The organism is Micromonospora sp. NPDC049679 (genome assembly GCF_040659735.1).
In the GTDB taxonomy this organism is placed as follows: Bacteria; Actinomycetota; Actinomycetes; order Mycobacteriales; family Micromonosporaceae; genus Micromonospora_I.
This window is the reverse complement of sequence record NZ_JBFANZ010000039.1, coordinates 1-25,701: the sequence shown is the minus strand read 5'-3', so window position 1 is coordinate 25,701 and position 25,701 is coordinate 1. Positions and strand designations below refer to the sequence as shown.

Below are 25,701 nucleotides of genomic sequence, written 5' to 3'. Positions count from 1 at the left end.
GGTCGGTGACGCTACCGTCGCGCCCCGGTGTGATCGCCGATACCCCGGCCGATGTCCACCGGGTGGACGAACCGACGCGACGGGTCAGCCGACCCGGGCCATCCGGCGGTGCCGGCCGGGGCCGGGCGACGCCGCGCTCCCCAGCGGCGCCGACGCCTCGGCGACCATCAGGTCCACCGGCTCGGCGCTGCCGACCGCCGGGGCGGAGAGCATCTCCGGCAGATCGACGTCGGGACCGAGCGGCGCCGCGCCGACCACGACCGACGGCGCCAGCAGGTCGGCGATGCCCTCGCTGAACGACGGTCGCGGGTCGGACCAGCCCCCGCCATCCACCGTCCAGTACGCCCCGCCGAGGCTCGCGGCGATCGCGTCACGGAGCACGGGCAGGTCGTCGCGGGACATGGAGTCGTGTTCGGCCATGGTGATCCCTCCGGTGCGGCGGGTGGCGACGCTCCGGTCGCCGGCGGACATCCTGCGCAACGAATGTCCCCGGCACCGGTCACGTACCCGTAGTGCGACGTACGCGCACCCGCCGCCGCACCTGCGCTCCGCCGGGTCAGCCCTCCCGCGGCTCAGTCGAAGCTGGGGTCCTGCTCGCGCGAACGCTTGAGCTCGTAGAAGCCCGGAGTGCCCGCCACCAGCACCACCCCGTCCCAGAGCCGACCCGCCGCCTCGCCCTTCGGGGCGGGCGTGACCACCGGGCCGAAGAACGCGATCGGCTCGCCGGGAACCGGACCGGGCGCGTGGATCACCGGCGTGCCCACATCGGTGCCGACCGGCTTCATGCCCGCGTTGTGGCTGACCCGCAGCGGCGCGTCGTACTCCTGCGAGTCGGCCGCGGCGGCCAACGCCGGGTCCAGCCCGGCGTCGGTGAGGGCGGCCGCGTAGAGCTCCGAACCCAGCTCCTGCTTGCCGAGGTGGATTCGGGTGCCGAGCGCCGTGTAGAGGTCACGGAGCACCTGGTTGCCGTACTTCTGCTCGGCCGCGATGCAGATCCGCACCGGGCCCCAGCCCGCCTGCATCAACTGGACGTACTGCTCCGGCAGCTCCCGCCCCTCGTTGAGCACCGACAGGCTCATCACATGGAACCGGATGTCCAGGGGCCGCACCTGCTCCACCTCGAGAAGCCAGCGCGACGTGAGCCAGGCCCACGGGCAGATCGGGTCGAACCACATATCCACGGTTTCGCGTTCGGCCACCGTCGGGTCCTTTCAACAGTTCTGGACGTGAACCTGAGTTATACCCCCGAACCCTCCTGACCCACCGCGCGGCACGGGTGACTCGGGGTACCCCCGCTGAAATCGCGTGACATGGAAGACTTGGGGCGGAGAGCCGCCTTCACATGGCTCTCCGCGCCGTCGACGGGGACGGCGCGTCGATTCGGATGGAGACACACAGTGGCCGGAGTGCGCAACCTGACGCAGGACGAGGCGGCGGAGCGAGCCCGCCTGCTCGACGTCACCGGATACGACATCCGCCTGGACCTGTCCGGCGGCACGGCGGCGAACCGTACGTTCCGGTCGACCACGGAGGTCACGTTCAGCTGCACGGAGCCCGGCGCCAGCACGTTCATCGAGGTGGCCGCGGACAGCGTCCGGTCCGCCACCCTCAACGGCGCCCCGGTGGACATCGCCGGATGGTCGGCCGAACGCGGCCTCGCCTTGACCGGCCTGGCTGCCGAGAACATGCTCGTCGTCGACGCCGATTTCCTCTACTCCGCGAGCGGCCAGGGCCTGCACCGCAGCGTCGACCCGGTCGACGGGGAGACCTATCTGTACAGCCAGTTCGAGACCGCGGACGCGCAGCGGGTCTTCGCCGCCTTCGACCAGCCGGACCTCAAGAGCGTCTACACCTGGCACGCGACCGTCCCCGCGCACTGGCGGGTCATCTCCAACATGCCGGTGGAGCGCGAGGAGCCGCTCGACGAGGAGACCAAGACCGTCCACTTCGTCCGGTCGGAGCGGATGAGCACGTACATCACGGCGCTCTGCGCCGGCCCGTACCACGAGGTGCGCGACAGCCACGACGGCATCGACCTCGGCGTCTACTGCCGCGCCTCGATGGCCCAGCACCTCGACGCCGACGACCTGTTCCTGATCACCAAGCAGGGCTTCGACTTCTTCCACGAGCAGTTCGGGGTCCGCTACCCGCTGCCCAAGTACGACCAGCTCTGGGTGCCCGACTTCAACGCGGGCGCGATGGAGAACTTCGGCTGCGTGACGCACGCCGAGGCGCACTACATCTTCCGGTCGCAGGTCACCGACTTCGAGTACGAGCAGCGCGCCAACACGATCCTGCACGAGCTGGCGCACATGTGGTTCGGCGACCTGGTGACCATGCGCTGGTGGAACGACCTGTGGCTCAACGAGTCGTTCGCCGAATGGGCCAGCCACTGGTGCAACACCAACGCCACCCGCTTCGCCGACGCGTGGACCACGTTCCTGTCGGTGCGCAAGAACTGGGGCTACCGCCAGGACCAGCTCTCCTCGACCCACCCGGTCTACTGCGAGATGCCCGACCTGGAGGCGGTCGAGGTCAACTTCGACGGCATCACGTACGCCAAGGGCGCGAGCGTGCTCAAGCAGCTCGTCGCCTACGTCGGGATGGACCCGTTCCTGGCCGGGCTGCGCAGCTACTTCGCCAAGCACGCCTGGGGCAACGCCACCTTCGACGACCTCCTCTCGGAGCTGGAGACCGCCTCGGGACGCGAGCTGCGCAAGTTCGCCGCGCAGTGGTTGGAGACGGCGCAGGTCAACACGCTCCGCCCGGAGGTGTCGATCGCCGCGGACGGCAGCTATGAGCGGGTGGCCGTCCGGCAGGAGGCGCCGGCGGACTTCCCGACGCTGCGCACCCACCGCATCGGCGTCGGCCTCTACGACCTCGTGGACGGTGCGCTCGTGCGCCGGGAGCGCGTCGAAATCGACGTGACCGGCGAGCGCACCGAGGTGCCGCAGCTGGTCGGCGTACCCGCCCCGGCCGTACTGCTGCTCAACGACGACGACCTGACGTACGCGAAGCTGCGTCTCGACGAGCGGTCGATGGCGACGGTCGTGCAGCACATCGGCGGTTTCGAGTCGTCGCTGGCGCGGGCGCTCTGCTGGGCGGCGGCGTGGGACATGGTTCGCGACGCCGAACTGGCGGCGCGGGACTACCTCGCGCTGGTGCTCAGCGGACTCCCCAGCGAGCGGGACATCAACCTGGTGACCGCGACGTTGCGGCAGGCCACCACCGCGCTCGCCCTCTACGCCGACCCCGAGTGGGCCCCGACGGGATGGGCAGGCCTGGCCCGCACCGCGCGCACCGCGATGCAGGCCGCGGAGCCGCGCAGCGGTTTCCAGCTCGCCTGGGCGCGCGCCTACGTCTCGGCCGCGCAGAGCGACGAGGACCTCGCGGTGCTGCGTGGCTGGCTGGACGGGGCCGAGATCCCCGCCGGGCTGACCATCGACACCGAGCTGCGCTGGTCAGTGCTGCAGTCGCTGGTGGCGAAGCGTGCGGGCACGGCCGAGCAGATCGACGCCGAGCTGGCCACCGACCGGACCGCCAGCGGCGAACGGGAGGCCGCGCTCGCCCGGGCCCTGCTGCCGACGGCGGAGGGGAAGGCCGACGTGTGGCGGCAGCTCACCGGTGACGAGCCGCTGCCGAACTGGCGGCACCGCTCGCTGCTGCAGGGCTTCCAGCACCCGACCCAGGTCGAGCTGACCGCCCCCTACGTGGAGCGTTTCTTCGCGGAGGTGGGCAAGGTGTGGGCCAGCCGCGACAGTGAGCCGGCCCAGGAGTTCGTGGTGCTGGGTTACCCGGCCTACCAGGTGAGTGACGACACGGTGGCGGCGACGGACGCCTGGCTCGCGCAGCAGGGGCACCCGGCGCCGCTGCGACGGCTGGTGGCCGAGGGCAAGGACGGCGTGCTGCGGGCGCTGAAGGCGCGGGCGAAGGACACCGCTGCGGACAGCTGACGGTCGGGCGGGCGGGGGGCGGGGCTGACCCGTCCCCCGCCGCGGCGCCGCGGACAAGATCCTCCGGGGCCGGGCACATACACAAGATCCGCGTGATCAGGGGCGTGGTCGCGCGGCGCGCCGACGGCGCGCACGGGCTACTCCCTGATCACGCGGATCTTGGGTGGTGCGGGTGCGGAACGGTCAGGCGCGGCCGGCGTGCGTGGAGAGCTGGTCCAGCCCGCTGATGATGCCGCCGGCAAGGTCGCCCCCGCCGAAGGCCGCCACCATGGAGAGGGCGGCGAGCTTGGCGTCCCGGTCACCGATGCGCTTGCGCGCCTCGGCTCCGGTCACGATCTCCAGTACGCGCTGATTGGGCGAGACTGCGATCAGCACCGCCTTGTCGGCGTCGGCGAGCTCGCCGTGCAGTTTCTCCGCGTGTGCGCGGACCGGCTCATCCAGATCGCCGACGTAGACACTGAAGCTCAGTCCCGTCGAGTTGTCGGCAACTCTTAGCGCCTCGTCGAGGCGGATCAGCTGCCGCGTCGAGAACGGTCCATCCAGCACTTCGCGGTGGTGCTGCTCCCGCTCCTGCTCACCAACGGTCACTTGCGCCTCCCGTCACGCCGGCCCGCGTACGCGCGGAATCAGTCTCGCCACCCGCCCGTACCGCCGGGGCGGGCACGCCGCCGGGCAGCGTCTTGCGGCCGGTCTTCTCCGGCTGGGTCACCTGCTCGGGTGTCGAGAGGAACCAGACCGGGGTGAAGTCGAACGGCCGGCCGGGCCGGTAGCGCTTATCACCGCCGGCGTTGGAAGGGCCACGGCTGACAAGCATGATCAGGCCGGCGATCACGACCACGATGAGGGTCGGGATGCCGACGAAGTAGACCAGCGTGTTGGTAACAGACAACTCAACGCCCCCAGGCGTCAAATAGGGACCAGGGCGTCCGGCGAGGGCGGAAGGGCCACACCGCCGATCTACCCAGACTCAGACACCCTTCACGGTAGCGGAAGGCACAGATCGTCGGATCTCGGGGTGGCGACCACGCCTCTGCCGACCAGCGCAGACGCGGCGCGGGCCCGTTGGCGACCGGCGCTGGCGAAAATCCACCCGGTACGGCGGAAAACGACGCTGTCCCATCACCGGCCCCGGTCACTCAGCCTAGGGGCCTGCGGACCCCGGCGGGCGGGAACCCGGGCGAGCAGCCCGGATGAGCACCGGTTGACCGGCCCCGCTCGCCATCGGCCGCGACGATCAACGGTTACGGTGGCGCCCGTGACTGATCATTTCCTCGCTCGCGCCCGTGAGCTGGACGCCGCCGACCCGCTTGCGGCGTTCCGGGAACGGTTCGTGATCGCCGACCCCGACGTCGTCTATCTGGACGGCAACTCGCTGGGGCGGTTGCCGAAAGCCACCCGCGAACGCCTCCACCAGGTGATCGACCGGGAGTGGGGCGTGGAGCTGATCCGCGGCTGGGACCGATGGATGACGCTGGCGCGGGAGGTCGGCGACGTGCTCGCGGGCAGGGTGCTGGAGGCGGAACCGGGCGAGGTGGTGCTCGCGGACTCCACCAGCGTCAACCTCTACAAGCTCGCGGTGGCCGCCTGCGACGCCCGCCCCGGCCGAGGCGTCATCGTCACCGACGACGACAACTTCCCGACCGACCAGTACATCCTGCAGGGGCTGGCCGCCGCCCGCGGGCTGGAGCTGCGGGTGGTGCGCAGCGATCTCGACGCGGGGGTTTCCCGCGACGACGTGGTGGCCGCGCTCGACACCGACGTGGCGCTGGTGTCGCTGTCGCACGTGGCGTACCGGTCGGGGGCCGTGGCGGATCTGGCCGGCATCACCGCGGCCGCGCACGCGGTGGGCGCCCTGACACTGTGGGACGTGAGCCACTCGGCGGGCTCCATCCACGTGCCGCTGCGCTCCTCCGGCGTCGATCTCGCGGTGGGGTGCACGTACAAGCACCTCAACGGCGGGCCGGGGGCGCCGGCGTTCCTCTACGTGCGGACCGAGCTGCAGAGTGCGCTCCGGCAGCCGATCTGGGGCTGGTTCGGGCAGCGGGAGCAGTTCGACATGGCCGGTTCCTACCAGCCGGCGGAGTCGGTGGAGAGGTTCCTGGTCGGGACGCCACCGGTGCTCGGCGGGTACGGCGCGCTGGAGGGGGCCCGGATCACCGCGGAGGCGGGCATCGCGGCCATCGCCGCGAAGGGGGCGGCGCTCGGGTCGTACGCGATCGAGCTCGTCGACCGCTGGCTCACGGGGCACAGCTTCGCGCTCGCCTCGCCGCGCGACGACGAGCGGCGCGGTGCGCACGTCACGCTGCACCACCCGCAGGCGTGGCAGATCAGTCAGGCCCTGCGGGCGGCGGAGGTCATCCCGGACTTCCGCACGCCGGACCGGCTGCGCATCGGTTTCGCTCCGCTATACACCCGGTTCACCGATGTTCACACCGGATTCGCGCGACTCCGGGACATTATGGAATCCGGTTCGTATACGGCGTTTCCGGCCGAACGCTCAAGGGTCACCTAAAGAGCCCTGCCGGCTTGTCGCATTTTTATCTTTAGCTCTTCCCGGAGTGGGAAAGTGTCTCTGTTGAGCACGCCCACAGTGACCGGTTCCGGTAGCACCGGGAAGGGGGATCATGCGGGGACTCGGATACGGGGTTCGCGCCACGTTCGCATGCGTCGCCGCCGTCCTGCTGGTCGGCGCGACGGTACTGCTCGGTGCCGCCCCGGCTCACGCACAGGATACGTTCGTCCAGGTCACGCCGAACCCGGCGCGCGCCGGGACCCGGGTCGCCCTCACCGCCAGCTGCGGTGACGCGAACAACGTCACGGCGACAGTCACGTCCGACGCCTTCGGGCGGGTCATGCTGCTGCCGCGCGACGGGACGCTCCGCGGCAATGTGACCATTCCGTCGAGCAAACGGCCGGGACGCTACAACGTGAATCTGCAGTGCCAGAACAACCGCACCGCCAATACAACGCTCACCGTCACCAACGTCACTCCCACCGAGACCGCCAGTCCCACGCCGACCATGAGCCCGCCCGAGCGCGGTCCGAACGCCGGCGGCGGCGGCATGGCCGGACCCGGCGGTGAGGACCGCCTGATCCTGGCCGGCGGGCTCACCACGATGGGACTCGGCGTCGCACTGGGGCTGTTCGCGCTGGTCCGCCACCGCGCCGGCACGGCCCCGATCCGGCGGCGTCCCGAAACGGGCGCGTGACCGGACCGACGATGGCGACACCCGCGCGACCCGGCCGGCGGACGCCGGCCGGGTCGGTCCCGATGGAAGCCGATCCGGAGACCGGGACCGCGGAGCAGGAACGACCGGGGGACCCGGAGGAATGGCGCCCGGATGAGGAGCCGCCCGACACCGACGAGCGGCACTGGCTGCTGGAGACGGCCACCCAGGCCGCGCTCGCCGGCACCACCGCACACGTCCCGGCGTCCAGGACGAAAACCTACGGCACGCCCTCCGGCCCGACCCCACCGCCCGCCCGCCACCGCGCCATGCGGGGGCGCGCCCGCAAGGAACGGGCGCGCCGCGGTTTGCTCGGCAGGGCACTGGCCACCCAGGCGCCGCGTCATGCGAAGGCGGCGCGGGAGCGCGCGGCCGTCGACGCGGGAGGCACGACGATCTCGCAACCGTCGGGCATCACCGCGCGGGGCTGCGCCGCGGTGATCGCCCGCGGGGTCGCGCCGGTCCGGGCGACGGGAGCCGGGCCCCCACCCGAGCCCCCGCGCCCCGTGGCGACCGCGGTGCCCGTTCGCCGCCGCCGGATTCCCGTCGGACCGATCGCCCTGATCATCCTGTTGGTCGGGGTCTTCGCGACCGGAATCGGTCTGCAACACGTCACGGGATCGGGCAGCCCGAGCTTTCTCAGCGGCGACTACCGACAGCCGCCCCGCAAATCCCCGGCGATGCCGGCAAGCCGACCGGCCGCGATCTCGATCCCGGATCTGCAACTGCGCGCCGCCGTGCACTCCGTCGGGCTCGCCCCCGACGGGACGATCGAGGTCCCCCCACTGGAGCGGCACCGCGAGGCCGGCTGGTTCGAACGGAGCCCGACCCCGGGCGAGCTGGGGCCCTCGCTGATCGTGGGTCACGTGGACTCCCGCACCGGCCCGTCGGTCTTCCACGGCCTCAAAACGTTGAAGTCGGGCGCGAAGATCGAAATCGCCCGCCAGGACGGATCGCAGGCGGTCTTCAAGGTCGAATCGGTGGAGCGGTTCGACAAGCGCGCCCTGCCCAACGACCGCGTGTACGGCGACTTCAGCCGCGCCAATCTCCGCCTGATCACGTGTGGTGGGCAATGGGTGGGGGGCGAGACCGGCTACGCGGACAACGTGATTGTCTTCGCCTCGCTGGCCTCCAACAGCCGCCGCCGCTGACCGGCGGCCGCTCGGACACGTCCGGCCGCTCATGTCCGCCGGTGGCGCCCGGCGTGCCGGTCAGGCCGCGTCGCGCTCGGGCAGGTCGAGCCAGTCGGCCCAGCGCGGGTCCGGAGCACGGTGGCCGAGCACCCGCCAGGCCGTCCCCTTCGGCGCGCTCGGCAGCGCGTGCAGCCGCCAGCCGAGCTCGGCCGGTGTCTTGTCGCCCTTGCTGTGGTTGCACTTGGCGCAGGCCGCGACGACGTTCTCCCAGGCGTGCCGTCCGCCTCGACTGCGCGGAAAGACGTGGTCGATCGTCTCGGCCGGACCGCGGCAGTAGGCGCAGCGCCAGCCGTCGCGGGCGAAGATGGCCCGCCGGGAGAGGCCGACGTGGGTGCGGTAGGGGACGCGTACGAACCGGGTCAGGCGGACCACGGACGGCACCGGCAGCGCGTGCCGGGCGCTGTGCAGGATGCCCTCGCCGTCTGCGACGCAGACTGCTTTCGCGGAGAGCACGAGAATCGCGGCTCGACGCACTGAAACGACACACAGCGGCTCATACGTTGCGTTGAGCACCAACGAACCGGAGCCCACCGTGGGTCGTATGTCAGGCATCGCGCTCACCCTCTCGGCTGTTGTCCCGCCCGCTCCTGTCGCCTGCACCATGCCGCGCCAGGTCGCTGAAACCGCGGCCGACGCCGGCAGTTCACCGGCGTCCGTCTGCCAATCGTCCCCGATAGATGACCTAATTGCACGTACTATTCCCGGCTCGTGCGGTCGACCTTTCGCGCCGCATGGCAAGACTCTCGCTTCCGTCCGATTGCGCCGTCGCCGACCTGCCCCGTGATTCCCCGTGCGCGGCGCTGTGCACACGGCGGCGCGCTGGAACGGGGCGGGGCGGGCGACAGGGCCCGGAGGCCGTGCGGTACGACATTGGGCGTGACGACCGCAGAGCTCATCCTCGCCGCGCCCACGGCCAAACCCCCCTCCCCCGAACCGACCTGCCTGGACGACTGGTTCTGCAAAGCGACGTACGAGATGACCGACTCGGCCTGGTTCGCGGAGAGCAGCTACTACGTGCTGGTCAAGCCGCTGCGGATCATCATGATCGTGCTCATCGCGATGGTCGCCCGCCATCTGCTCAACCGCACCATCAGCCGGTTGGTCCGCACCACCTCCGAGACCTCGGTGCCGACGATCCTGAAGCCGCTGCGGGAGCGGATCCCGACCGCGCCCCCGGACCCGTCCGGCATCTATCCGGAGCGGCGGCGACAGCGCGCCGAGGCGATCGGTTCCGTGCTGCGCAGCCTGGTGACCGCGTTCGTCTTCTCCATCGCCGTACTGATGGTCCTCAAGGAGCTCGGCTTCGACCTGGCGCCGTTGCTGGCGAGCGCCGGGATCGCCGGCGTCGCGCTCGGCTTCGGCGCGCAGAGCCTGGTCAAGGACCTGATCGCCGGCCTGTTCATGCTGCTCGAGGATCAGTACGGCGTCGGCGACACGGTCGACCTCGGCGAGGCGACGGGCGTGGTGGAGGCGGTCGGTCTGCGGATCACCTCGGTCCGCGACGGCCGCGGCGTCCTCTGGTACATCCGCAACGGCGAGATCATCCGGGTGGGTAACAAGAGCCAGGGCTGGGCGATGGTCGTCGTCGACATGCCGATCGGGTTCGCCCGCATGAACGAGGCGACCGAGGTGATGCGTGCGGCGGCGGCCCGCGTCGCCGAGGACCCCGAGCTCGCGCCCGACTTCGTCGACCCGCCGGAGGTGCTCGGCATCGAGCAGATCACGGTCGACGGCGCGGTCATCCGTACGGTCGCCAAGACGAGCGCGGAGGGGCAGCTCGCGATCAGCCGGGCGCTGCGCCGCCGGCTGGCCGAGGCGCTCGAGGAATCGGGGATCTCGGCCCGGATCGCGGCGGCGCGGACGTTTCCGCGCCGGGCGGCGCCGGCCGACGAGGGCGAGACCGGCCAGGGGGGCGCGACCTGAGGTCGCAGGCACCCGAACGTCGGGTTCCAGGAGCGACGATGCGCGGGTCGCGCGCCACACGGAGGGTCAGGTATCGTCCGTTCGTTCAGTCGGACACGCGACTGGCTGTCCGTTCGCACTAGCCAGGTGTCAGACGATCGGGCAGAATCCGGAAAAGCTTTTCGGAGCGTTACCGCGAGCTCGCTCATCCGCACGTCTGACAACGTTCGCCGGCAGCCCCCACACCCATGGTGAGCGGCCGAGAACGATGGAGGCATCCCGGTGTCCGACGAGACACATCCGCCCGCAGGGCCGGCCACCTTCCGCGAGGTGTTCGCCCAGCGCGAGTTCCGGGCCCTGTTCCACGCCGCCGCGCTCTCGTGGATCGGCGACTACATGGCCAAGGCGGCGGTCACCGTCATGGTCTACCAGCAGACCGAGTCCGTCGCGCTTTCCGCGGCCGCGTTCGCGATCAGCTATCTGCCCTGGCTCGTCGGTGGGCCCCTGCTCGCGACGGTCGCCGAGCGCCACTCCTACCGCACGGTCATGGTCATCTGCGACCTCATCCGGATGGTGCTGATCGGCCTGGTCGCCGTGCCCGGCGTGCCGGTCGAGGTGATGCTCGTCCTGCTGTTCGCCACCACACTGGCCAACCCGCCCAGTCAGGCGGCGAAGTCCGCGCTGATGCCGGTCATCCTCGCCGGCGACCGGCTCGTGGTCGGGATTTCGCTGAACACGAGCGCGAGCCAGGCGGCGCAGGTCGGTGGCTACGTGGCCGGGGCCGCGATAGCGGCGGTCAACCCCCGCGTCGCGCTGCTCATCGACGCCGCGACCTTCGCGGTCTCGGCGGCGATCATCCGGTTCGGCGTACGGCAGCGGCCGCCGGCGATGACCCGCGCGCACCGCAGCCATCTGCTCCGGGAGACCGGCGACGGCTTCCGGATCGTCTTCGCGAATCCCGTACTGCGGGCCATCGCCGTCCTGGTCTTCACCTCGATGCTCTTCGCCATCGTCCCGGAAGGGCTCGCCGCGGCGTGGGCCGCCGAACACACCGGCAACGAGAGCGAGCGCGGGCTCGCGCAGGCGTTGATCATGGCGGCCAGCCCGGTCGGCTTCATCCTGGGAGGCCTGCTGATCGGGCGGGCGGTCCGTCCGGACGTACGCCGCGCACTCATCCGGCCGTTCGCGGTGCTCGCGCCGCTCGCGCTCGTGCCGGCCCTGTTCGATCCGCCGCCCCTGGTGGTGGCGGGGCTCGCCGCGGTCTGCGGTTTCGCCGTGGCGGGTCTGATGCCGGTCGCCAACGGCTTGTTCGTGCAGGCTCTGCCGCACGGTTTCCGGGCCCGCGCGTTCGGTGTGATGGCCACCGGCACCCAGGTCATGCAGGGCATCGCGGTCTTCACCACCGGGCTGCTCGCCGACCGGTTCTCCATCCCCGTCGTGGTCGGGTTCTGGAGCGTGGCCGGCGTGCTGGTGATGGCGCTGGCCGCGACCCAGTGGCCCAGCGCTGAACGCTTCAACGCGGCGATCGCGGCGGCGAGCCGGGTGAGTGCGCCGCCGGCCCAGCCGACGGGAGAGGCGTCGGCGCCCCGTCAGCCGACGGGAGAGGCGCGAAGCGACCCGGACGCCACCCCGCGCCCGTCCTCCCCCTCGGCGGGCATCAGCGCGTTGTGACCCGCACCCCACACCGTGACGGGGATATCTCGTCGGCTGGCAGGATGGAACGGTGAATCCTGCAGGCGAGCGAGCGGACACCGGCCGGCCGACCGACGGCGAGCCGGCGACCTTCTTCGACGCGATCGGCGGCGAGCCGACCTTCCGCAAGCTGGTCGACGAGTTCTACGCCGGCGTCGCGGAGGATCCGCTGCTGCGGCCGATGTACCCCGAGGCCGACCTGGCGCCGGCCGCCGACCGGATGACGCTATTCCTGATGCAGTACTGGGGTGGCCCCAACACCTATTCCGTTCAGCGCGGCCACCCCCGCCTGCGGATGCGGCACGCGCCGTTCCGGGTGGGGCCGGCGGAGCGCGACGCCTGGCTGAGTCACATGCGGCGGGCGGTGCTGAGCCTGGAACTCCCGGCCGACCAGGAAGCGATGCTCTGGGATTACCTGGAGCGGGCCGCCTATTTCATGGTCAACACACCGGATACGGACGACGACGCAACATCGACGAATCGACCAAACGGGGCATAGCGCGCGACGATGGCACTATTCGGTCGTTGATCCAGGGGTAAACAGCGCCCGGACCGCCCACCCCCGTCGGCGGGACCCCGGCCGCCCTGCCGCCGAGGAGCCCAGAAACTCTCGCGCGGCTCGACCCGGTCTCCGTCGCGGTCGATCCCCGCTTCGACCCCCGGCTCGTCGCCGAAGGAGCGTCGCGGGTGAAGGTGGAGGACCTGGCGCTCTCGCCCGACGGACGGCGGCTGGTACACCGAGGCATACCGCCCGCGCTGCGGCAGCCAGTTCGACACCTATCTGCGCGGCGTGGACTTCGCGCCGGACGGCTCCTACTTCGTCGTCGTCACGACGGGGCACGACACCGGCCCGACGCAGACGTGCAACACGGCGGCCCGCTTCGAGACGGGCGGCGTCGGACGGCGCAACCCGACCTGGGTTGAACCACACCGGAGGGAACACGCTCTTCTCCGTCTCGGTCACCGGCGCCGCGGTCTACGTCGGGGGGCACCAGCGGTGGCTCAACAACCCGTACGGTCACAAGTCGGCCGGCCCGGGAGCGGCCTCCCGTCCGGGCATCGGTGCGATCGACCCGCGTACGGGCAAGGCGCTCCCCTGGAACCCGACCAGGAGTCGCGGCGTCGGCGTCCGCGCGTTCCTCGCGACGCCACAGGGGCTCTGGGTCGGCTCGGACACCAACGAACTGGCGAAGGAGTATCACGGGCGGATCGGAATGTTCCCGTTGGCGTGACGCGGCGCGGCGCCCGGCCCGGTCAGAGCAGGGCGCCCTCGTCGTGCAACCAGTCGACGAAGGTCGTCGCCACGGCGGCGCCGCAGTCGAGAACCTCGACGAGGAGCGCGTCGTGGGCGCCGGCACCGAGCGGCACCTGCAGCTCGGCATAGATCGGCAGCTGGCCGCGCTCCGTGGGGTCACCCACGTACGCCTTGCAGAACCGGCGGGTGTGGTTCCACTCGTTGACCACGCGGTAGGCCCGGTCGGCCCAGTCCGGCGGAACGGTCGAGTGTGGACGCGCGCGGACGACGAGGATCTCGTCGTCGGGCCCCTCCAACGTGAACAGCACGGCGTGCCGCTCCCACATCGCCAGCAGGCTGCCTTCGCCATCGGCCAGATACCGGACGTCGAGCAGGTCCAGCGCTTCGCCCACCCGGTCCAGTGTGACCGGGGCGACCTGCGCCGGGGTTTTCTCCATCGTGGACACGTCGCTCGGGGCGCAGATCGCCTCCGGTTCGCGCGGCGCCGGCACTGAGAGCCGGACGTTACCGCCCTCTGCGATCGCTCTTCGAGTTTCCGGCTCAACGCCACCGGCGTGACCGGGGCGCCATGACCACCACGGCATCGTCGCGCACCTCGCTCCCCAGCGGATCCAGACGTTTACGTTGCGTTGGACCCGAGGCACGACGGTACCCGGATAGCCGCCTTCAGGCATCCCCCCACCGCTCGCACCAAACCGGACAGTCCATGTGACCTCATCCGTTCGTACGATAGTTGGTGGGTCTCACTGCGAGAGTGCTGACTGGCGGTAACCATGCGACTCCGTACGGTGCCGACAGCCCGGTCCACCGTCCGGCCACCCGCACGTGAACCGGCACGTCGCCCGCGCTCTCCGGCGACCCCAGGAACCCCATCCGGACGATCGCCTGGATCAGACCCTGCCGCACCTCGATGCGGCTCTGGGCCACCGGCGGCTCCGAACCCTCGGCCACCGCCGCCGGCTCCGTCACCACGATCGCGACGTGATCGAGGAGCGCGTCGCGCAGCATCCGCTGCCCCACCGCCCGCCCGCCGACTCCTTCCGTCGCCGCCGTGCGCAGCGTCCCCGCCGCCGCGGCGGCAACCTGCCACAGCTCGGCCGCGCGGAGCGTCTCCACCACCCGGCCCGCGGCCGGCGGCAACGGCCATCGCCACTCCTGGTCGCGGCGCGCCGGCAGGGCGCCGTCGCCCCGGCTCACCTCGGCGAGCAGCTCGGCCCCCGACACGGTCACATCCCCGGGGCCGTCGCCCGCGACGGTGCGGCTCACCAGAACCGCCCAGGGCAGCCGGGCCCAGAGGGCGGTGCGCGCGGGCGCGCCCGCGCGCAGCCGCACGACGGCCGACCCGTCGAGCCGGGTCAGCCGGGTCAGGAAGGCGGCGGCATCCGCGACGCCGGTCAACCCGTGTCGCGCGCTCACCGCGACTCCGCGCCCGCCGGCGTCTCGCTCCCGGCCGGCGTCTCGCTCCCGGCCGGCGTCTCGCTCCCGGCCGGCGTCTTACCCCCGGCCGGCACGGAGTACGGCTCCAGGAAGGCCCGCTCGTCCGCGGTCAGCCGGCGCGGACGCTGCCGTTCCAGGTCGAACGGGACCAGCACCGAGCGGGCCCGGCTGGCCAACACGTCACCGTCGAACAGTTCGTAGCCGATGGTGAACCGGGAGGCCCGGATCTCCTCGACCCACATCTCGATCCGCACGCTCGGCGGCCGCTCCGCGGTCGCCCGACCCACCGCGTAGTCGACCGGCCGCAGGTAGTCGATCTCGTGCCGCGCGATCACCACGCCGTCGGCGAACGAACCGACTCCCCAGGCACGTCCGCCGACGAACATCAACGCCACGCGCGCCTCCTCGTACAGCGTGAGGAAGCGCGCGTTGTTGACATGGCCGTACGCGTCGAGATCGGACCAGCGCAGGGCGCAGTCGTAGACGTACCGCTGGGGTTGGCCGGACCCACCTGCGCGCGTGCCGGGACCATCGGCCCCGGCACGCGCCTGCGACGTACTAGTCACGCGTCAGCTTGCGGTAGGTCACCCGGTGCGGCCGGGCCGCGTCGGCGCCGAGCCGCTCCACCTTCTTCTTCTCGTACGCCTCGTAGTTGCCCTCGAACCAGAACCACTTGGCCGGGTTCTCGTCGTCGCCCTCCCACGCCAGGATGTGCGTCGCGACCCGGTCGAGGAACATCCGGTCGTGGGAGATCACCACGGCGCAGCCGGGGAACTCGAGCAGCGCGTTCTCCAGGCTCGACAACGTCTCGACGTCGAGGTCGTTGGTGGGCTCGTCGAGCAGGATGACGTTGCCGCCGATCTTCAGCGTCAGCGCCAGGTTGAGCCGGTTGCGCTCGCCGCCGGAGAGCACCTTGGTCGGCTTCTGCTGGTCGGGGCCCTTGAAGCCGAACGCGGCCACGTAGGCGCGCGAGGGCATCTCGACCTTGCCGACCATCATGTAGTCCAGCCCGTCGGAGACCGTCTCCCAGAGCGTCTTGTCGCCGGCCAGGCCGGCGCGGTTCTGGTCGACGTACGACAGCTCCACCGTCTCGCCGACCTTGACGGCGCCGTCGTCCGGCTGCTCCAGGCCGACAATGGTCTTGAACAGCGTGGTCTTGCCGACGCCGTTGGGGCCGATGATGCCGACGATGCCGTTGCGGGGCAGCGAGAAGCTCAGGTTGTCGATGAGCACCCGGTCCCCGAAACCCTTCGTCAGGTTGCGGGCCTCGATGACGGTGCTGCCCAGGCGCGGGCCCGGCGGGATCTGGATCTCTTCGAAGTCGAGCTTGCGGGTCTTCTCCGCCTCGCTCGCCATCTCCTCGTACCGGTCGAGCCGGGCCTTGGACTTGGTCTGCCGCGCCTTGGCGTTGGAGCGCACCCACTCGAGCTCGTCGGTGAGGCGCTTCTGCAGCTTGACGTCCTTGCGTCCCTGCACCGCCAGGCGGGCGGCCTTCTTCTCCAGGTAGGTGGAGTAGTTGCCCTCGTACGGGTAGGTGTGGCCGCGGTCCAGCTCGAGGATCCAGTTGGCCACGTTGTCGAGGAAGTACCGGTCGTGCGTGATCGCCATGACCGTGCCGGCGTACTTGGCCAGGTGCTGCTCCAGCCACTGCACGCTCTCGGCGTCCAGGTGGTTGGTGGGCTCGTCGAGCAGCAGCAGGTCGGGGGCCTCGAGCAGCAGTTTGCACAGCGCGACGCGGCGGCGTTCACCGCCGGAGAGCTCGGTGACGGCGGCGTCCGGCGGCGGGCAGCGCAGCGCGTCCATCGCCAGCTCGAGCTTGGAGTCGATGTCCCACGCGTCGGCGTGGTCGAGCTCCTCCTGGAGCTTGCCCATCTCTTCCATCAGCTCGTCGGTGTAGTCCGTCGCCATCTGCTCGGCGATCTTGTTGAACCGGTCCAGCTTCGCCTTGGTCTCCGCGACCGCCTCCTCGATGTTGCCGAGGACGGTCTTGTTCTCGTTGAGCGGCGGCTCCTGGGCGAGCATCCCGACGGTGTAGCCGGGCATCAGCCGGGCCTCACCGTTGCTCGGCCGGTCCAGGCCGGCCATGATCTTGAGCAAGCTGGACTTACCGGCGCCGTTCGGCCCGACCACACCGATCTTGGCGCCCGGCAGGAAGTTCAGCGTCACGTTGTCGAGGACGACCTTGTCGCCGTGCGCCTTGCGCGCCTTTTCCAGGACGTAGATGAACTGGGCCACGGTGCGGCCTACCTCCAGAGTGTGAGACTCGGTGAGCGCGAGGAGCGCGCTTGCGGCTGGAGTCGCCGCCCCGGCCGCTGCGGCGCGGACGGTCGCGAACGGAGACCGATTCGGCAGACGCCGTGGTCAATCCTGACAGGTAGGCCACCGTCCGCGCACATCGCCCCGCTGTGCGGAGTACGGTGCGCGACCGCCGACCACTGCCCGCGGGCCCCGCTCGACCTGCCGGACCCGGCGCTCCGCCGGACACAACACGGCGAACGGTCGTTTCCTTCCGCATTCGTTCCGGCGCCGCGCCGCACAGACCGGGGACGGCGGACTACGTGACACTGATCAACAACAGGTTTTGCGGCTACGACCTGCGGGGCAGTAATGGAGTGGGCGGGGACACAACGCCCTGGCGACGCCCAGTACGCTCAGGGGCAGTCCCGTAATCACCGGAGGTGTGCGGAGCGTGACGGTTCGCAGTTCGTTCGTCGTCGTAGCCAACCGCCTGCCCGTGGACCAGGTGAATACCCCTGAGGGCCAGCAGTGGCGGCGCAGCCCCGGTGGGCTCGTCACCGCCCTGCACCCCGTGCTGGCACAGCAACGGGGCACCTGGGTCGGGTGGGCCGGCGGCGTCGGCGCCGCCCCGGAGCCGTTCGAGCTGGAGGGGATCCGGCTGCACCCCGTGCCGCTGAGCTCCGAGGAGCTGGAGCGCTACTACGAGGGGCAGTCGAACGCGACGATCTGGCCGCTCTACCACGACGCGGTGGAGACACCGGCGTACAAGCGGCGCTGGCGGGAGACGTACCGGGTGGTCAACGCCCGGTTCGCGGAGGCCGCCGCGGAAGTGGCCGCCGAGGGTGCGACGGTCTGGGTGCAGGACTACCAGCTGCAGCTCGTACCGGCCATGCTCCGCGAGCTCCGCCCCGACCTGCGGATCGGCTTCTTTCTGCACATCCCCTTCCCGCCGATCGAGCTCTTCATGCAGATGCCGCTGCGGGCCGAGATCCTGCGCGGCCTGCTCGGCGCGGATCTGGTCGGCTTCCAGCAGCGGCTCGCCGCGCAGAACTTCGTCCGGCTGGCCCGGCACCTGCTCGGGCTCCGCTACGAGGGTCAGACGATCGAGGTCGACGGGCGGCGGGTCAAGGCCGGCGCGTTCCCGATCTCCATCGACGTGGCTGAGATGGAGCGGATGGCGCAGGACCCGACGGTGCAGGCGCGGGCGAAACAGATCCGGGCGGAGCTGGGCGATCCCAAGACCGTGGTGCTCGGCGTCGACCGGCTCGACTACACCAAGGGGATCGAGCTCCGCCTGAAGGCGTTCCGCGAGCTGCTCGCTGACGGAAAGTTGACAGTCCCCGACGCGGTTATGGTGCAGGTCGCCACGCCGAGCCGCGAGCGGGTCGAGCACTACCAGGCACTTCGGGTCAAGGTCGAGCGCGAAGTTGGCCGGATTAATGGTGAATTCGGACGGGTGGGTGTGCCCGCAGTGCACTACCTGCACCAGTCGTACAGTCGCAGTGAACTCGCCGCGCTCTACTGCGCGGCCGACGTCATGATGGTGACCCCCCTCCGAGACGGAATGAATCTGGTGGCCAAGGAGTACGTCGCATCGCGCGCCGACCATGGTGGCGCGCTCGTGCTCAGTGAATTCGCCGGCGCGGCCACCGAGCTGCGCCAGGCGTTCCTGTGTAACCCGCACGACCCGGACGGGGTCAAGGACGCGCTGCTGCGCGCCGTACATGTCGATCAAGGGGAGGCCCGGCGCCGCATGCGCATCATGCAACGCCACCTGCGGACCCACGACGTGGGCCACTGGGCCCGGTCGTTCCTGAACGAGCTGGGCGTCCCCGAGACGGAGGCGGCATGACACCGTCCGTCCAGGACGGGCACGCGCACGACGGGGACACCATCGCGCCGGAGCTACGCGCCGGCATCGGGCGGATCGCCCGGGTGCCGCTGCTCCTGATCGCCTGCGACTACGACGGCACGCTCGCGCCGATCGTGGAGGACCCGACCAAGGCCGCGCCGCTGCCCGAGTCCGTCGCGGCGATCCGTGCCCTCGCCGCCCTGCCCCAGACCACCGTCGCCGTCGTGTCCGGGCGGGCGCTGCGCGACCTCGCCGCGCTCTCCCGCCTCCCCAGCGAGGTGCACCTGGTCGGCAGCCACGGCTCGGAGTTCGACATCGGCTTCGTGGAGCGGCTCGCCCCCGAGTTGGTGGAGGTCCGCACGCGGTTGAAGGCCGAGCTGCGCCGGATCGCGCACGAGCGGCCCGGCGTACGCCTGGAAATCAAGCCGGCGAGCGTCGCCGTGCACACCCGCAGCGCTGACCCCGATGTCACCGCGGAGGTTGTCGAAGCGGTTCGATCCGGCCCGGCCGTCTGGCCGGAGGTGACCGTCACGCAGGGCAAGGAGGTCATCGAGCTCTCGGTGGTCCCCACCCACAAGGGCACCGCCGTCGACCAGATCCGCACCCAGATGTCGGCCAGCGCGGTGCTCTTCATCGGTGACGACATCACCGACGAGAACGCGTTCGCGAACCTGCACGGCCCCGACATGGGCATCAAGATCGGTCCTGGCGAGACCCGGGCCGATTACCGGGTCGGCGAACCGATCGACGCCGCGCGCGTGCTCGGCCTGCTGCTGGAGAGCCGGCGGCAGTGGCTCTTCGGCGAGCGGGCGGTGCCGATCGAGCGCCACTCCATGCTGGCCAACGGCCACACCGTCGCGCTACTCACTCCCGACGCCAAGGTCACCTGGCTCTGCCACCCCAAGCCCGATTCGTCGGCCATCTTCGCCGACCTGCTCGGCGGCCACCCGGCCGGCCACTTCACGGTCGCGCCGGACCGCGGCGGCCTCCCGCTCGGCCAGCGTTACCGGTCGAACACCATGACCGTCGAGACGCGCTGGTCCGGGCTGACCGTCACGGACTGGCTCGACCAGCGGCCGGCCGACGACATCGGTGGCGACACGCTGGCGATCACCGGGGACTCCACCCTGGTGCGGGTGCTGACCGGTTCCGGGCGGGCCCGGCTGGAGTTCGCGCCCCGACCGGAGTTCGGCCAGGTCTCCGTGCAGCTCCAGCCGCTCGGCGACGGGTTGCTGGTGCTCGGCTCCAACGAACCGTTCGCGCTCTACTCCCCGGGCGTCGAGTGGGAGATCGTCGAGGACGGCGGCCACGAAACCGCACGGGCGGTCGTCGACCTCACGGCGGCGGGCGGCTCGGTCACCATGGAGCTGCGGTTCGGGTCGCACAGCCTCGACCACCACACGGTGCCGGTGCAGGAGCGGCAGGCCGCCGCCGAGCAGCCGTGGCGTGACTGGGTGGCCGGGCTGCGGCTGCCCCCCGGGGCCCGCGACCTCGTCGCGCGGAGCGCACTGACCCTGCGGGGGCTCTGCCACAAGCCCACCGGCTCGATCCTCGCCGCCGCGACCACCTCGCTGCCGGAAGAGATCGGCGGCGTCCGCAACTGGGACTACCGCTACTGCTGGCTGCGCGACGCGGCGATGACCGCGCGCGCACTGGTCGACCTCGGCTCGCTTACCGAGGCGGAGGCGTTGCTGCGCTGGGTCGACGGCTGCGTGGAGCGCACCGGGGGCCACCCCGAGCGGCTACACCCGCTCTACACGGTCGACGGCTACGAACTCGGCGCCGAGGCGGTCATCGACACGCTGCCCGGCTACGCCGGCTCCCGCCCCGTCCGGGTCGGCAACCTCGCCAACCACCAGCTCCAGCTCGATGTCTTCGGGCCGGTCGCCGACCTGCTCGCGGCGGTCGCCGACGCCCGCGGTTCCGTACGGGACGACGAGTGGCGGGTCATCGAGGCGATGGTCCAGGCCGTCGACCGGCGCTGGCACGAACCCGACCACGGCCTGTGGGAGGCGCGCCTCTCCCCTCGACACCACGTCTACTCCAAGGTCATGTGCTGGATGACCGTGGACCGGGCGCTGCACGTCATGCGCCAGCACGGCGGCCAGGACCGCCCGGACTGGGTGGCGCTGCGCGACCGGATCGCGCACAACGTGCTCGAGCACGGCTGGCACGAGGCCGCGGGCGCCTACACGGTCGCGTACGGCGACGAGGACATGGACGCGTCGTCCCTCTGGATCGGCCTCTCCGGGCTGCTTCCCGACAACGACCCGCGCTTCCTCGCCACCGTGCTCAAGGTCGAGGCGGATCTGCGCAGTGGTCCGGTCGTCTACCGCTACCGGTGGGACGACGGGCTGCCGGGCCGGGAGGGCGGGTTCCACATCTGCACCGCCTGGCTCATCGAGGCCTACCTGCGCACCGGGCGGCGCAGTGATGCCGAGGAGCTGTTCAGGCAGATGATCGACACCGCCGGGCCGACCGGGCTGCTGCCGGAGCAGTACGACCCGCTATCGGAGCGGGGGCTGGGCAACCACCCCCAGGCCTACAGCCACCTTGGCCTGATCCGCTGCGCCCTCCTGCTGGACGACATGCTCAAGGGCTGACCGCCCGAGGGCTGAACCGCCCGCCGATCAAGGACGTCTTCACATGGTTCGATCTCCGATCGTGTGAAGACGTCCTTGATCGGCGGGCGTTTCCTTGATCCGGGTCAGTCAGCGACGGTGACCGGCACCGGCGGGCTCTCGTGGTGCAGCCGGGACAGCGCCGTCACCAGATACGTGGTCTGCCCGACCGGCGGAGGTGCCGTGTCGGTGAAGCGCTGCGCCCCCGCGCCGGCCCGGCGTACGGCCATCAGGTTGCGCGCCGCGTCGATGCCGCACCCCGCGCCGTCCGCCCGGTAGATCGCGTAATAGGCTGGCCGCGTGCCGCTCCCCGCGCTCCAACTCAGCTCGATGCCGCCGCCACGTCGGGTCGCCCGCACCGAGGCGGGCGCTGCCGGCGGGGCGCCACCGAGGCGCGGGCTGACCGGCACCAGCGCCGGGTCACGGTAGAAGTCGGCGCGGAGCCGGTCGGCGAAGCCCAGCGGGTTGGCCCGCAGATCGCCGATCGAGAAGTAGACGTCCCCGACGACCGGGTGGCCGCGGTTGAGCAGCAGATGCCGCGGCATCTCCCCAGCGTCGCCCCACTCCGCGATCCGGTACGCCGCCTGGCCGATGTAGAGCTGCACGTTCGTGCCGGCGACCACGTTCGACCACCACGGCACCAGCACGTCGTAGGCGGCCGGGGCGTACCCGGTCTTCCAGTAGATCTGCGGCGCGACGTAGTCCACCCACCCATGCTTGACCCACTTCCGGGTGTCGGCGTAGATCGCGTCGTATGACTGCAGGCCGGACGTGGCGGAGCCGCGCGGGTCGGTCGCCGCGTTGCGCCAGATGCCGAAGGGCGAGATGCCGAAGCGTACGTGCGGCTTGACCTGCCGGATCCGGGCGCCGAGCTCCTGGACGAGGCTGTCGACGTTGGCCCGGCGCCAGTCCCCGAGCGTCCGCCCGGCCCCGTACGCGGCGAACTCGGCGCCGTCGTCGAAGCTCTGACCGGCGACCGGGTAGGGGTAGAAGTAGTCGTCGAAGTGGACGCCGTCCAGGTCGTACCGGGTGACCGCGTCCATGATCGCGTTGACAGCGTGCTGGCGCGCGGCGGGCACCCCGGGGTTGTAGAAGAGCTTGCCGTCGTAGCGCTCCACCCATGACGGGTTGAGCCGGGCCGGGTGGGTGGGGAGCAGGCGGGCGGGGTCGGCCTGCATGCTCACGCGGTAGGGGTTGAACCACCCGTGCAGCTCCAGGCTGCGCGCGTGCGCCTCGGTGACGGCGAAGGCGAGCGGGTCGTAGCCGGGGTCGCCGCCCTGCCTGCCGGTCAGGTACTCCGACCAGGGCTCGTGCCGTGAGGGCCAGAACGCGTCGGCGGTCGGCCGGATCTGCAGGAACACGGCGTTGAGCCGCAGCCGCACCGCCTCGTCGAGCAGGACGCGCAGCTCGGCCTGCTGCTGTGCCGCGGTCAGCCCCACCCGGGACGGCCAGTTGATGTTGGAGACAGACGCGATCCAGGCGCCACGGAGCTGACGCTTGGGCTGCACGCCCACCGGACACCCGCCGGAAGGGGCGACGAGGCCGGAGACGGCCGCGCCGGAAGCGACCGCGGGCACCGCGCCCGGAATCACCACCCCCGCGACAGCCGTCACCGCGAACACCGCGACGGCGGCCACCAACCGATGCCAAACACGAGCATGATCTGCTGCCATCCGTACCTCCGCGGGACGCGTCGGGGTGGCAACGCCTTCGCTCAGCTGGGTCCGTGCATCAGGTTTGATCGCCGCGCCGGGCCGGAAGGGTCGTCGCCAGCGCGTCCACCACGTTACCGAAGACCACCACCGCAGGCGGTCGGATGCCGGCCGCGGCCACCTCGTCGACGACGTCGCCGAGGGTGGAGCGGAGCACGCGCTGCGCCCCGGTCGTGCCCTCCTGCACCACCGCGGCCGGCGTCGCCGCCGGCCGTCCGTGCGTCAGCAGCGTCGCGGCGATCGCCGGCAGGTTCTTCAACCCCATGAGTACGACGAGCGTGCCGCGCATCCGGGCCAGCGCCGACCAGTCGACCAGCGAGAGCGGGTTGTCCGGCGCGACGTGGCCGGAGACGACGGTGAACTCGTGCGCCACCCCGCGATGGGTCACCGGGATGCCGGCGGCGGCCGGCGCGGCGATCGAGCTGGTCACGCCGGGCACCACGGTGACCGGGACGCCCGCCTCGGCGCACGCGATCAGCTCCTCGCCGCCGCGCCCGAAGACGTACGGGTCGCCGCCCTTGAGCCGGACGACGAAGTGGCCGGCCCGGGCCCGGTCGACGAGGATACGGTTGATCTCCTCCTGGGCCTTTGCCGGCCCATACGGGATCTTGGAGGCGTCGACCAGCTCGACGTCGGGGCGGAGCTCGTCGAGGAGCAGGCCGGGCACCAGCCGGTCGGCGACCACCACGTCGGCGCGGGCGAGCAACCGCCGTCCCTTGACGGTGATCAGCTCGGGGTCACCCGGCCCGGACCCGACGAGCGCGACGCGCCCGGGCGTGGCCTCGGCGACGGGCGCGAGCGGGGCGGCGCTCTCCAGCGTGCCGTCGACCAGACCGTCGCGGATGGCGTCGCGGACCACCATCGCCCGGCGCGGGTCGCCGCCGCCGAGCACCGCCACGGTCACCGGGCCGTGCCGGGTCACCGCCGGCGTCCAGGCGGTGGCCCGGGTACGGTCGTCGGCGCGGACGCAGAACACCCGGCGTTCCTCGGCGGCCTCGCTCACCTCGGCGGCCGCCACCGGATCATCGACGGCGACCTGCACCAGCCACGCGTCGTCCACATCGGAGGGTTCGAAGCGGCGCGGCTCCCAGCGCAGCCGGTCGGCCGAGGCGAGCGCCTGCAGCGCCGGGGTCAGCTGAGGGGCGACGACCACCACGTGCGCGCCGGCGTCGAGGAGCGCCGGCACCCGGCGGGTCGCCACCGCGCCGCCACCGACGACCAGCACCGTGCGGCCCTCCAGCCGCAATGCGAGGGGATAGAGGGTCACTGCTCCGAAACCCCCGCCGAGTCGAACGTCGCCACGTCGTGCAGCACCCGCACCGCGGCGGCCACGATCGGCACGGCCAGCATCGCGCCGGTCCCCTCGCCGAGTCGCAGGCCGAGGTCGAGCAGCGGGTCGAGCCCGAGGTGCCGCAGGGCGGCGCTGGCGCCCGGCTCGACCGAGCGGTGCCCCGCCACCATCGCCCCGATCGCGTCGGGGGCGAGCGCGGCGGCGGCCAGGGCGGCGGAGACCGAGACCACCCCGTCGAGGATCACCGGCACCCGTGCGGCGGCGGCGCCCAGGATGAGACCGGCCAGGGCCGCGTGTTCCAGGCCGCCGACCGCCCCCAGCACGGCGATCGGGTCCGCGGGGTCGGGACGGTGCAGGTCGAGCGCCGCGCGCACCACCGACACCTTGTGCGCGTACGTCGCGTCGTCCACGCCGGTCCCCCGGCCGGTCGCGTCGGCCGGGTCGGTGCCGGTGAACGCGGCGATCAGGGCTGCGGCCGGGGTGCTGTTGGCGATCCCCATATCGCCGGTGACGAGCATGTTCTCGCCCCGGTCGACGAGGTCACCGGCGACCCGGATGCCGACCTCGACCGCCGCCACGACCTCATCGTCGGTCAGCGCGGCCTCGACGGTCAGGTCACGGGTGCCGGCGCGGACGTTGGCGGCCACCAGGCCACGGACGGGCTTGAGTGGGTTCGCGACGCCGACGTCGACCACGGTCAACGAGGCGCCGGTCTGCCGGGCGAACGCGTTGATCACGGCGCCGCCGTCGAGGAAGTTGGCCACCATCTGCGCGGTGACCTCCTGCGGCCACGGCGTCACGCCCTGGGCGTGCACCCCGTGGTCCCCGGCGAACACCGCGACCGTCGCGGGTTGGGGCACCGGCGGCGGGCAGGTCCCGGCCAGTCCGGCCAGCCGAATGGAGAGTTCCTCGAGCATCCCGAGCGAGCCGGGCGGCTTGGTGAGCCGGGCCTGCAGCCACCGGGCCGCGGCCATCGCGGCCCCGTCGAGCGGCCGGATCGCCGCCAGCGTCGCCTCCAACAGCGTCGCCTCCAACATCACGCCTCCAGAACGTTCGCGAGCGCCGCGGTGAACGCGTCGGTGGTGGCAGTGTCCCGCACCGCCACCCGCAGCCAGTCGGCACCCAGCCCCGGAAACGTGTCGCCGCGCCGCACCGCGTACCCCCGCTCGCGCAACGCCAGCCGGACCCGGTCCGCGCCGACGATCCGGACCAGCACGAACGCGCTCGCCGGCGCGCCGGCGACGGTGACGCCGGCCAGCGCGCGCGGCCAGCTCGCGGTGTTGACGTGCATGCCTGGCGACGCTGGACAGCGGGAACTGGTGACGGAG

General features: G+C 71.6%; 21 protein-coding genes and 2 pseudogenes. 10 read left to right on the top strand and 13 right to left on the bottom strand.

Translation table 11 applies throughout. The features are described 5' to 3' along the window. Nucleotides 1-84 precede the first annotated feature (84 nt). Complete coding sequence (locus AB0J06_RS21705; RefSeq protein WP_357430767.1) at nucleotides 85-480, bottom strand: hypothetical protein; 396 nt, start codon at nucleotides 478-480, stop codon at nucleotides 85-87. Between the two features lie 92 nt (nucleotides 481-572). Next, a complete protein-coding gene (locus tag AB0J06_RS21700) occupies nucleotides 573-1,199 on the bottom strand; it encodes a disulfide bond formation protein DsbA (protein ID WP_357430766.1) in 627 nt (208 codons plus the stop codon). Nucleotides 1,200-1,406: 207 nt separating this feature from the next. On the opposite strand from AB0J06_RS21700, the gene pepN reads away from it, so the two are divergent. Then, a complete protein-coding gene (gene pepN / locus AB0J06_RS21695) occupies nucleotides 1,407-3,953 on the top strand; it encodes an aminopeptidase N (RefSeq protein ID WP_357430765.1) in 2,547 nt (848 codons plus the stop codon). A 183-nt stretch (nucleotides 3,954-4,136) separates the two neighbouring features. On the opposite strand, the gene AB0J06_RS21690 is transcribed toward pepN, so the two are convergent. Then, the gene (locus AB0J06_RS21690; RefSeq protein WP_357430764.1) at nucleotides 4,137-4,541 is read right to left on the bottom strand and encodes a DUF5130 family protein; all 405 of its coding nucleotides are present in this window, start codon (nucleotides 4,539-4,541) and stop codon (nucleotides 4,137-4,139) included. After that, the gene (locus AB0J06_RS21685; RefSeq protein WP_357430795.1) at nucleotides 4,528-4,824 is read right to left on the bottom strand and encodes a hypothetical protein; all 297 of its coding nucleotides are present in this window, start codon (nucleotides 4,822-4,824) and stop codon (nucleotides 4,528-4,530) included. Before AB0J06_RS21685 ends, AB0J06_RS21690 begins: the two co-directional genes overlap by 14 nt. A 384-nt stretch (nucleotides 4,825-5,208) precedes the next feature. Between AB0J06_RS21685 and kynU the strand changes: the two genes are divergently transcribed. The 3 genes from kynU to AB0J06_RS21670 all read left to right on the top strand — a co-directional run bounded on the left by kynU (nucleotide 5,209) and on the right by AB0J06_RS21670 (nucleotide 8,331). Next, a complete protein-coding gene (kynU, locus tag AB0J06_RS21680) occupies nucleotides 5,209-6,465 on the top strand; it encodes a kynureninase (protein ID WP_357430763.1) in 1,257 nt (418 codons plus the stop codon). A 112-nt stretch (nucleotides 6,466-6,577) separates the two neighbouring features. Next, complete coding sequence (locus tag AB0J06_RS21675) at nucleotides 6,578-7,162, top strand: hypothetical protein (RefSeq protein ID WP_357430762.1); 585 nt, start codon at nucleotides 6,578-6,580, stop codon at nucleotides 7,160-7,162. A gap of 62 nt (nucleotides 7,163-7,224) precedes the next feature. Next, the gene (locus tag AB0J06_RS21670; RefSeq protein WP_357430761.1) at nucleotides 7,225-8,331 is read left to right on the top strand and encodes a class F sortase; all 1,107 of its coding nucleotides are present in this window, start codon (nucleotides 7,225-7,227) and stop codon (nucleotides 8,329-8,331) included. A 60-nt stretch (nucleotides 8,332-8,391) separates the two neighbouring features. Here the strand turns inward: AB0J06_RS21670 and AB0J06_RS21665 are convergent, their stop codons facing one another. After that, nucleotides 8,392-8,925: an HNH endonuclease gene (locus AB0J06_RS21665; RefSeq protein WP_357430760.1), complete on the bottom strand. Its 534-nt coding sequence runs from the start codon at nucleotides 8,923-8,925 to the stop codon at nucleotides 8,392-8,394. 342 nt (nucleotides 8,926-9,267) lie between these two features. Between AB0J06_RS21665 and AB0J06_RS21660 the strand changes: the two genes are divergently transcribed. The 4 genes from AB0J06_RS21660 to AB0J06_RS21645 all read left to right on the top strand — a co-directional run bounded on the left by AB0J06_RS21660 (nucleotide 9,268) and on the right by AB0J06_RS21645 (nucleotide 13,199). After that, nucleotides 9,268-10,296: a mechanosensitive ion channel family protein gene (locus AB0J06_RS21660; protein WP_357430794.1), complete on the top strand. Its 1,029-nt coding sequence runs from the start codon at nucleotides 9,268-9,270 to the stop codon at nucleotides 10,294-10,296. A gap of 261 nt (nucleotides 10,297-10,557) precedes the next feature. Then, entirely contained in the window at nucleotides 10,558-11,946 is a 1,389-nt protein-coding gene (locus AB0J06_RS21655) for an MFS transporter (protein WP_357430759.1), read from the top strand. Between the two features lie 52 nt (nucleotides 11,947-11,998). After that, nucleotides 11,999-12,466: a globin gene (locus AB0J06_RS21650; RefSeq protein WP_357430758.1), complete on the top strand. Its 468-nt coding sequence runs from the start codon at nucleotides 11,999-12,001 to the stop codon at nucleotides 12,464-12,466. Between the two features lie 421 nt (nucleotides 12,467-12,887). Next, complete coding sequence (locus tag AB0J06_RS21645) at nucleotides 12,888-13,199, top strand: hypothetical protein (protein ID WP_357430757.1); 312 nt, start codon at nucleotides 12,888-12,890, stop codon at nucleotides 13,197-13,199. A 22-nt stretch (nucleotides 13,200-13,221) separates the two neighbouring features. On the opposite strand, the gene AB0J06_RS21640 is transcribed toward AB0J06_RS21645, so the two are convergent. The 4 genes and pseudogenes from AB0J06_RS21640 to ettA all read right to left on the bottom strand — a co-directional run bounded on the left by AB0J06_RS21640 (nucleotide 13,222) and on the right by ettA (nucleotide 16,894). Next, nucleotides 13,222-13,806: a YbjN domain-containing protein gene (locus AB0J06_RS21640; protein ID WP_357430756.1), complete on the bottom strand. Its 585-nt coding sequence runs from the start codon at nucleotides 13,804-13,806 to the stop codon at nucleotides 13,222-13,224. Nucleotides 13,807-13,936: 130 nt separating this feature from the next. Then, nucleotides 13,937-14,638, bottom strand: coding sequence for a hypothetical protein (locus AB0J06_RS21635; protein ID WP_357430755.1), 702 nt, complete (start codon nucleotides 14,636-14,638; stop codon nucleotides 13,937-13,939). Between the two features lie 83 nt (nucleotides 14,639-14,721). Next, nucleotides 14,722-15,129 (bottom strand): annotated as a pseudogene (locus tag AB0J06_RS21630) (thioesterase family protein); the annotation flags it as partial. Between the two features lie 88 nt (nucleotides 15,130-15,217). Next, nucleotides 15,218-16,894: an energy-dependent translational throttle protein EttA gene (gene ettA, locus AB0J06_RS21625; RefSeq protein WP_357430754.1), complete on the bottom strand. Its 1,677-nt coding sequence runs from the start codon at nucleotides 16,892-16,894 to the stop codon at nucleotides 15,218-15,220. A gap of 454 nt (nucleotides 16,895-17,348) precedes the next feature. Between ettA and AB0J06_RS21620 the strand changes: the two genes are divergently transcribed. Together AB0J06_RS21620 and otsB are read left to right on the top strand one after the other, a co-directional pair. Next, nucleotides 17,349-18,749 (top strand): trehalose-6-phosphate synthase, encoded by a 1,401-nt coding sequence (locus AB0J06_RS21620; RefSeq protein WP_357430753.1) that lies wholly within the window; start codon nucleotides 17,349-17,351, stop codon nucleotides 18,747-18,749. Next, nucleotides 18,746-21,352, top strand: coding sequence for a trehalose-phosphatase (gene otsB / locus AB0J06_RS21615; RefSeq protein ID WP_357430752.1), 2,607 nt, complete (start codon nucleotides 18,746-18,748; stop codon nucleotides 21,350-21,352). The genes AB0J06_RS21620 and otsB overlap by 4 nt, the downstream gene beginning before the upstream one ends. A gap of 104 nt (nucleotides 21,353-21,456) precedes the next feature. Here otsB and AB0J06_RS21610 read toward each other — a convergent pair whose 3' ends face one another. The 4 genes and pseudogenes from AB0J06_RS21610 to AB0J06_RS21595 form a co-directional block, all read right to left on the bottom strand. After that, the gene (locus AB0J06_RS21610) at nucleotides 21,457-23,007 is read right to left on the bottom strand and encodes a family 10 glycosylhydrolase (protein WP_357430751.1); all 1,551 of its coding nucleotides are present in this window, start codon (nucleotides 23,005-23,007) and stop codon (nucleotides 21,457-21,459) included. A 94-nt stretch (nucleotides 23,008-23,101) separates the two neighbouring features. Continuing rightward, a complete protein-coding gene (gene cobA, locus AB0J06_RS21605) occupies nucleotides 23,102-24,349 on the bottom strand; it encodes a uroporphyrinogen-III C-methyltransferase (protein ID WP_357430750.1) in 1,248 nt (415 codons plus the stop codon). After that, nucleotides 24,346-25,395: a nicotinate-nucleotide--dimethylbenzimidazole phosphoribosyltransferase gene (gene cobT / locus AB0J06_RS21600; protein WP_357430793.1), complete on the bottom strand. Its 1,050-nt coding sequence runs from the start codon at nucleotides 25,393-25,395 to the stop codon at nucleotides 24,346-24,348. The genes cobA and cobT overlap by 4 nt, the downstream gene beginning before the upstream one ends. 14 nt (nucleotides 25,396-25,409) lie before the next feature. After that, nucleotides 25,410-25,634 (bottom strand): annotated as a pseudogene (locus tag AB0J06_RS21595) (aminotransferase); the annotation flags it as partial. Nucleotides 25,635-25,701 lie beyond the last annotated feature (67 nt).

Excerpts from the sequence above, each read along its gene's own strand:
- AB0J06_RS21640 (WP_357430756.1), bottom strand. The coding sequence starts at position 13,806 with ATGCCGTGGTGGTCATGGCGCCCCGGTCACGCCGGTGGCGTTGAGCCG.
- AB0J06_RS21665 (WP_357430760.1), bottom strand. The coding sequence starts at position 8,925 with ATGCCTGACATACGACCCACGGTGGGCTCCGGTTCGTTGGTGCTCAAC.
- AB0J06_RS21675 (WP_357430762.1), top strand. The coding sequence starts at position 6,578 with ATGCGGGGACTCGGATACGGGGTTCGCGCCACGTTCGCATGCGTCGCC.
- AB0J06_RS21670 (WP_357430761.1), top strand. The coding sequence starts at position 7,225 with ATGGAAGCCGATCCGGAGACCGGGACCGCGGAGCAGGAACGACCGGGG.
- otsB (WP_357430752.1), top strand. The coding sequence starts at position 18,746 with ATGACACCGTCCGTCCAGGACGGGCACGCGCACGACGGGGACACCATC.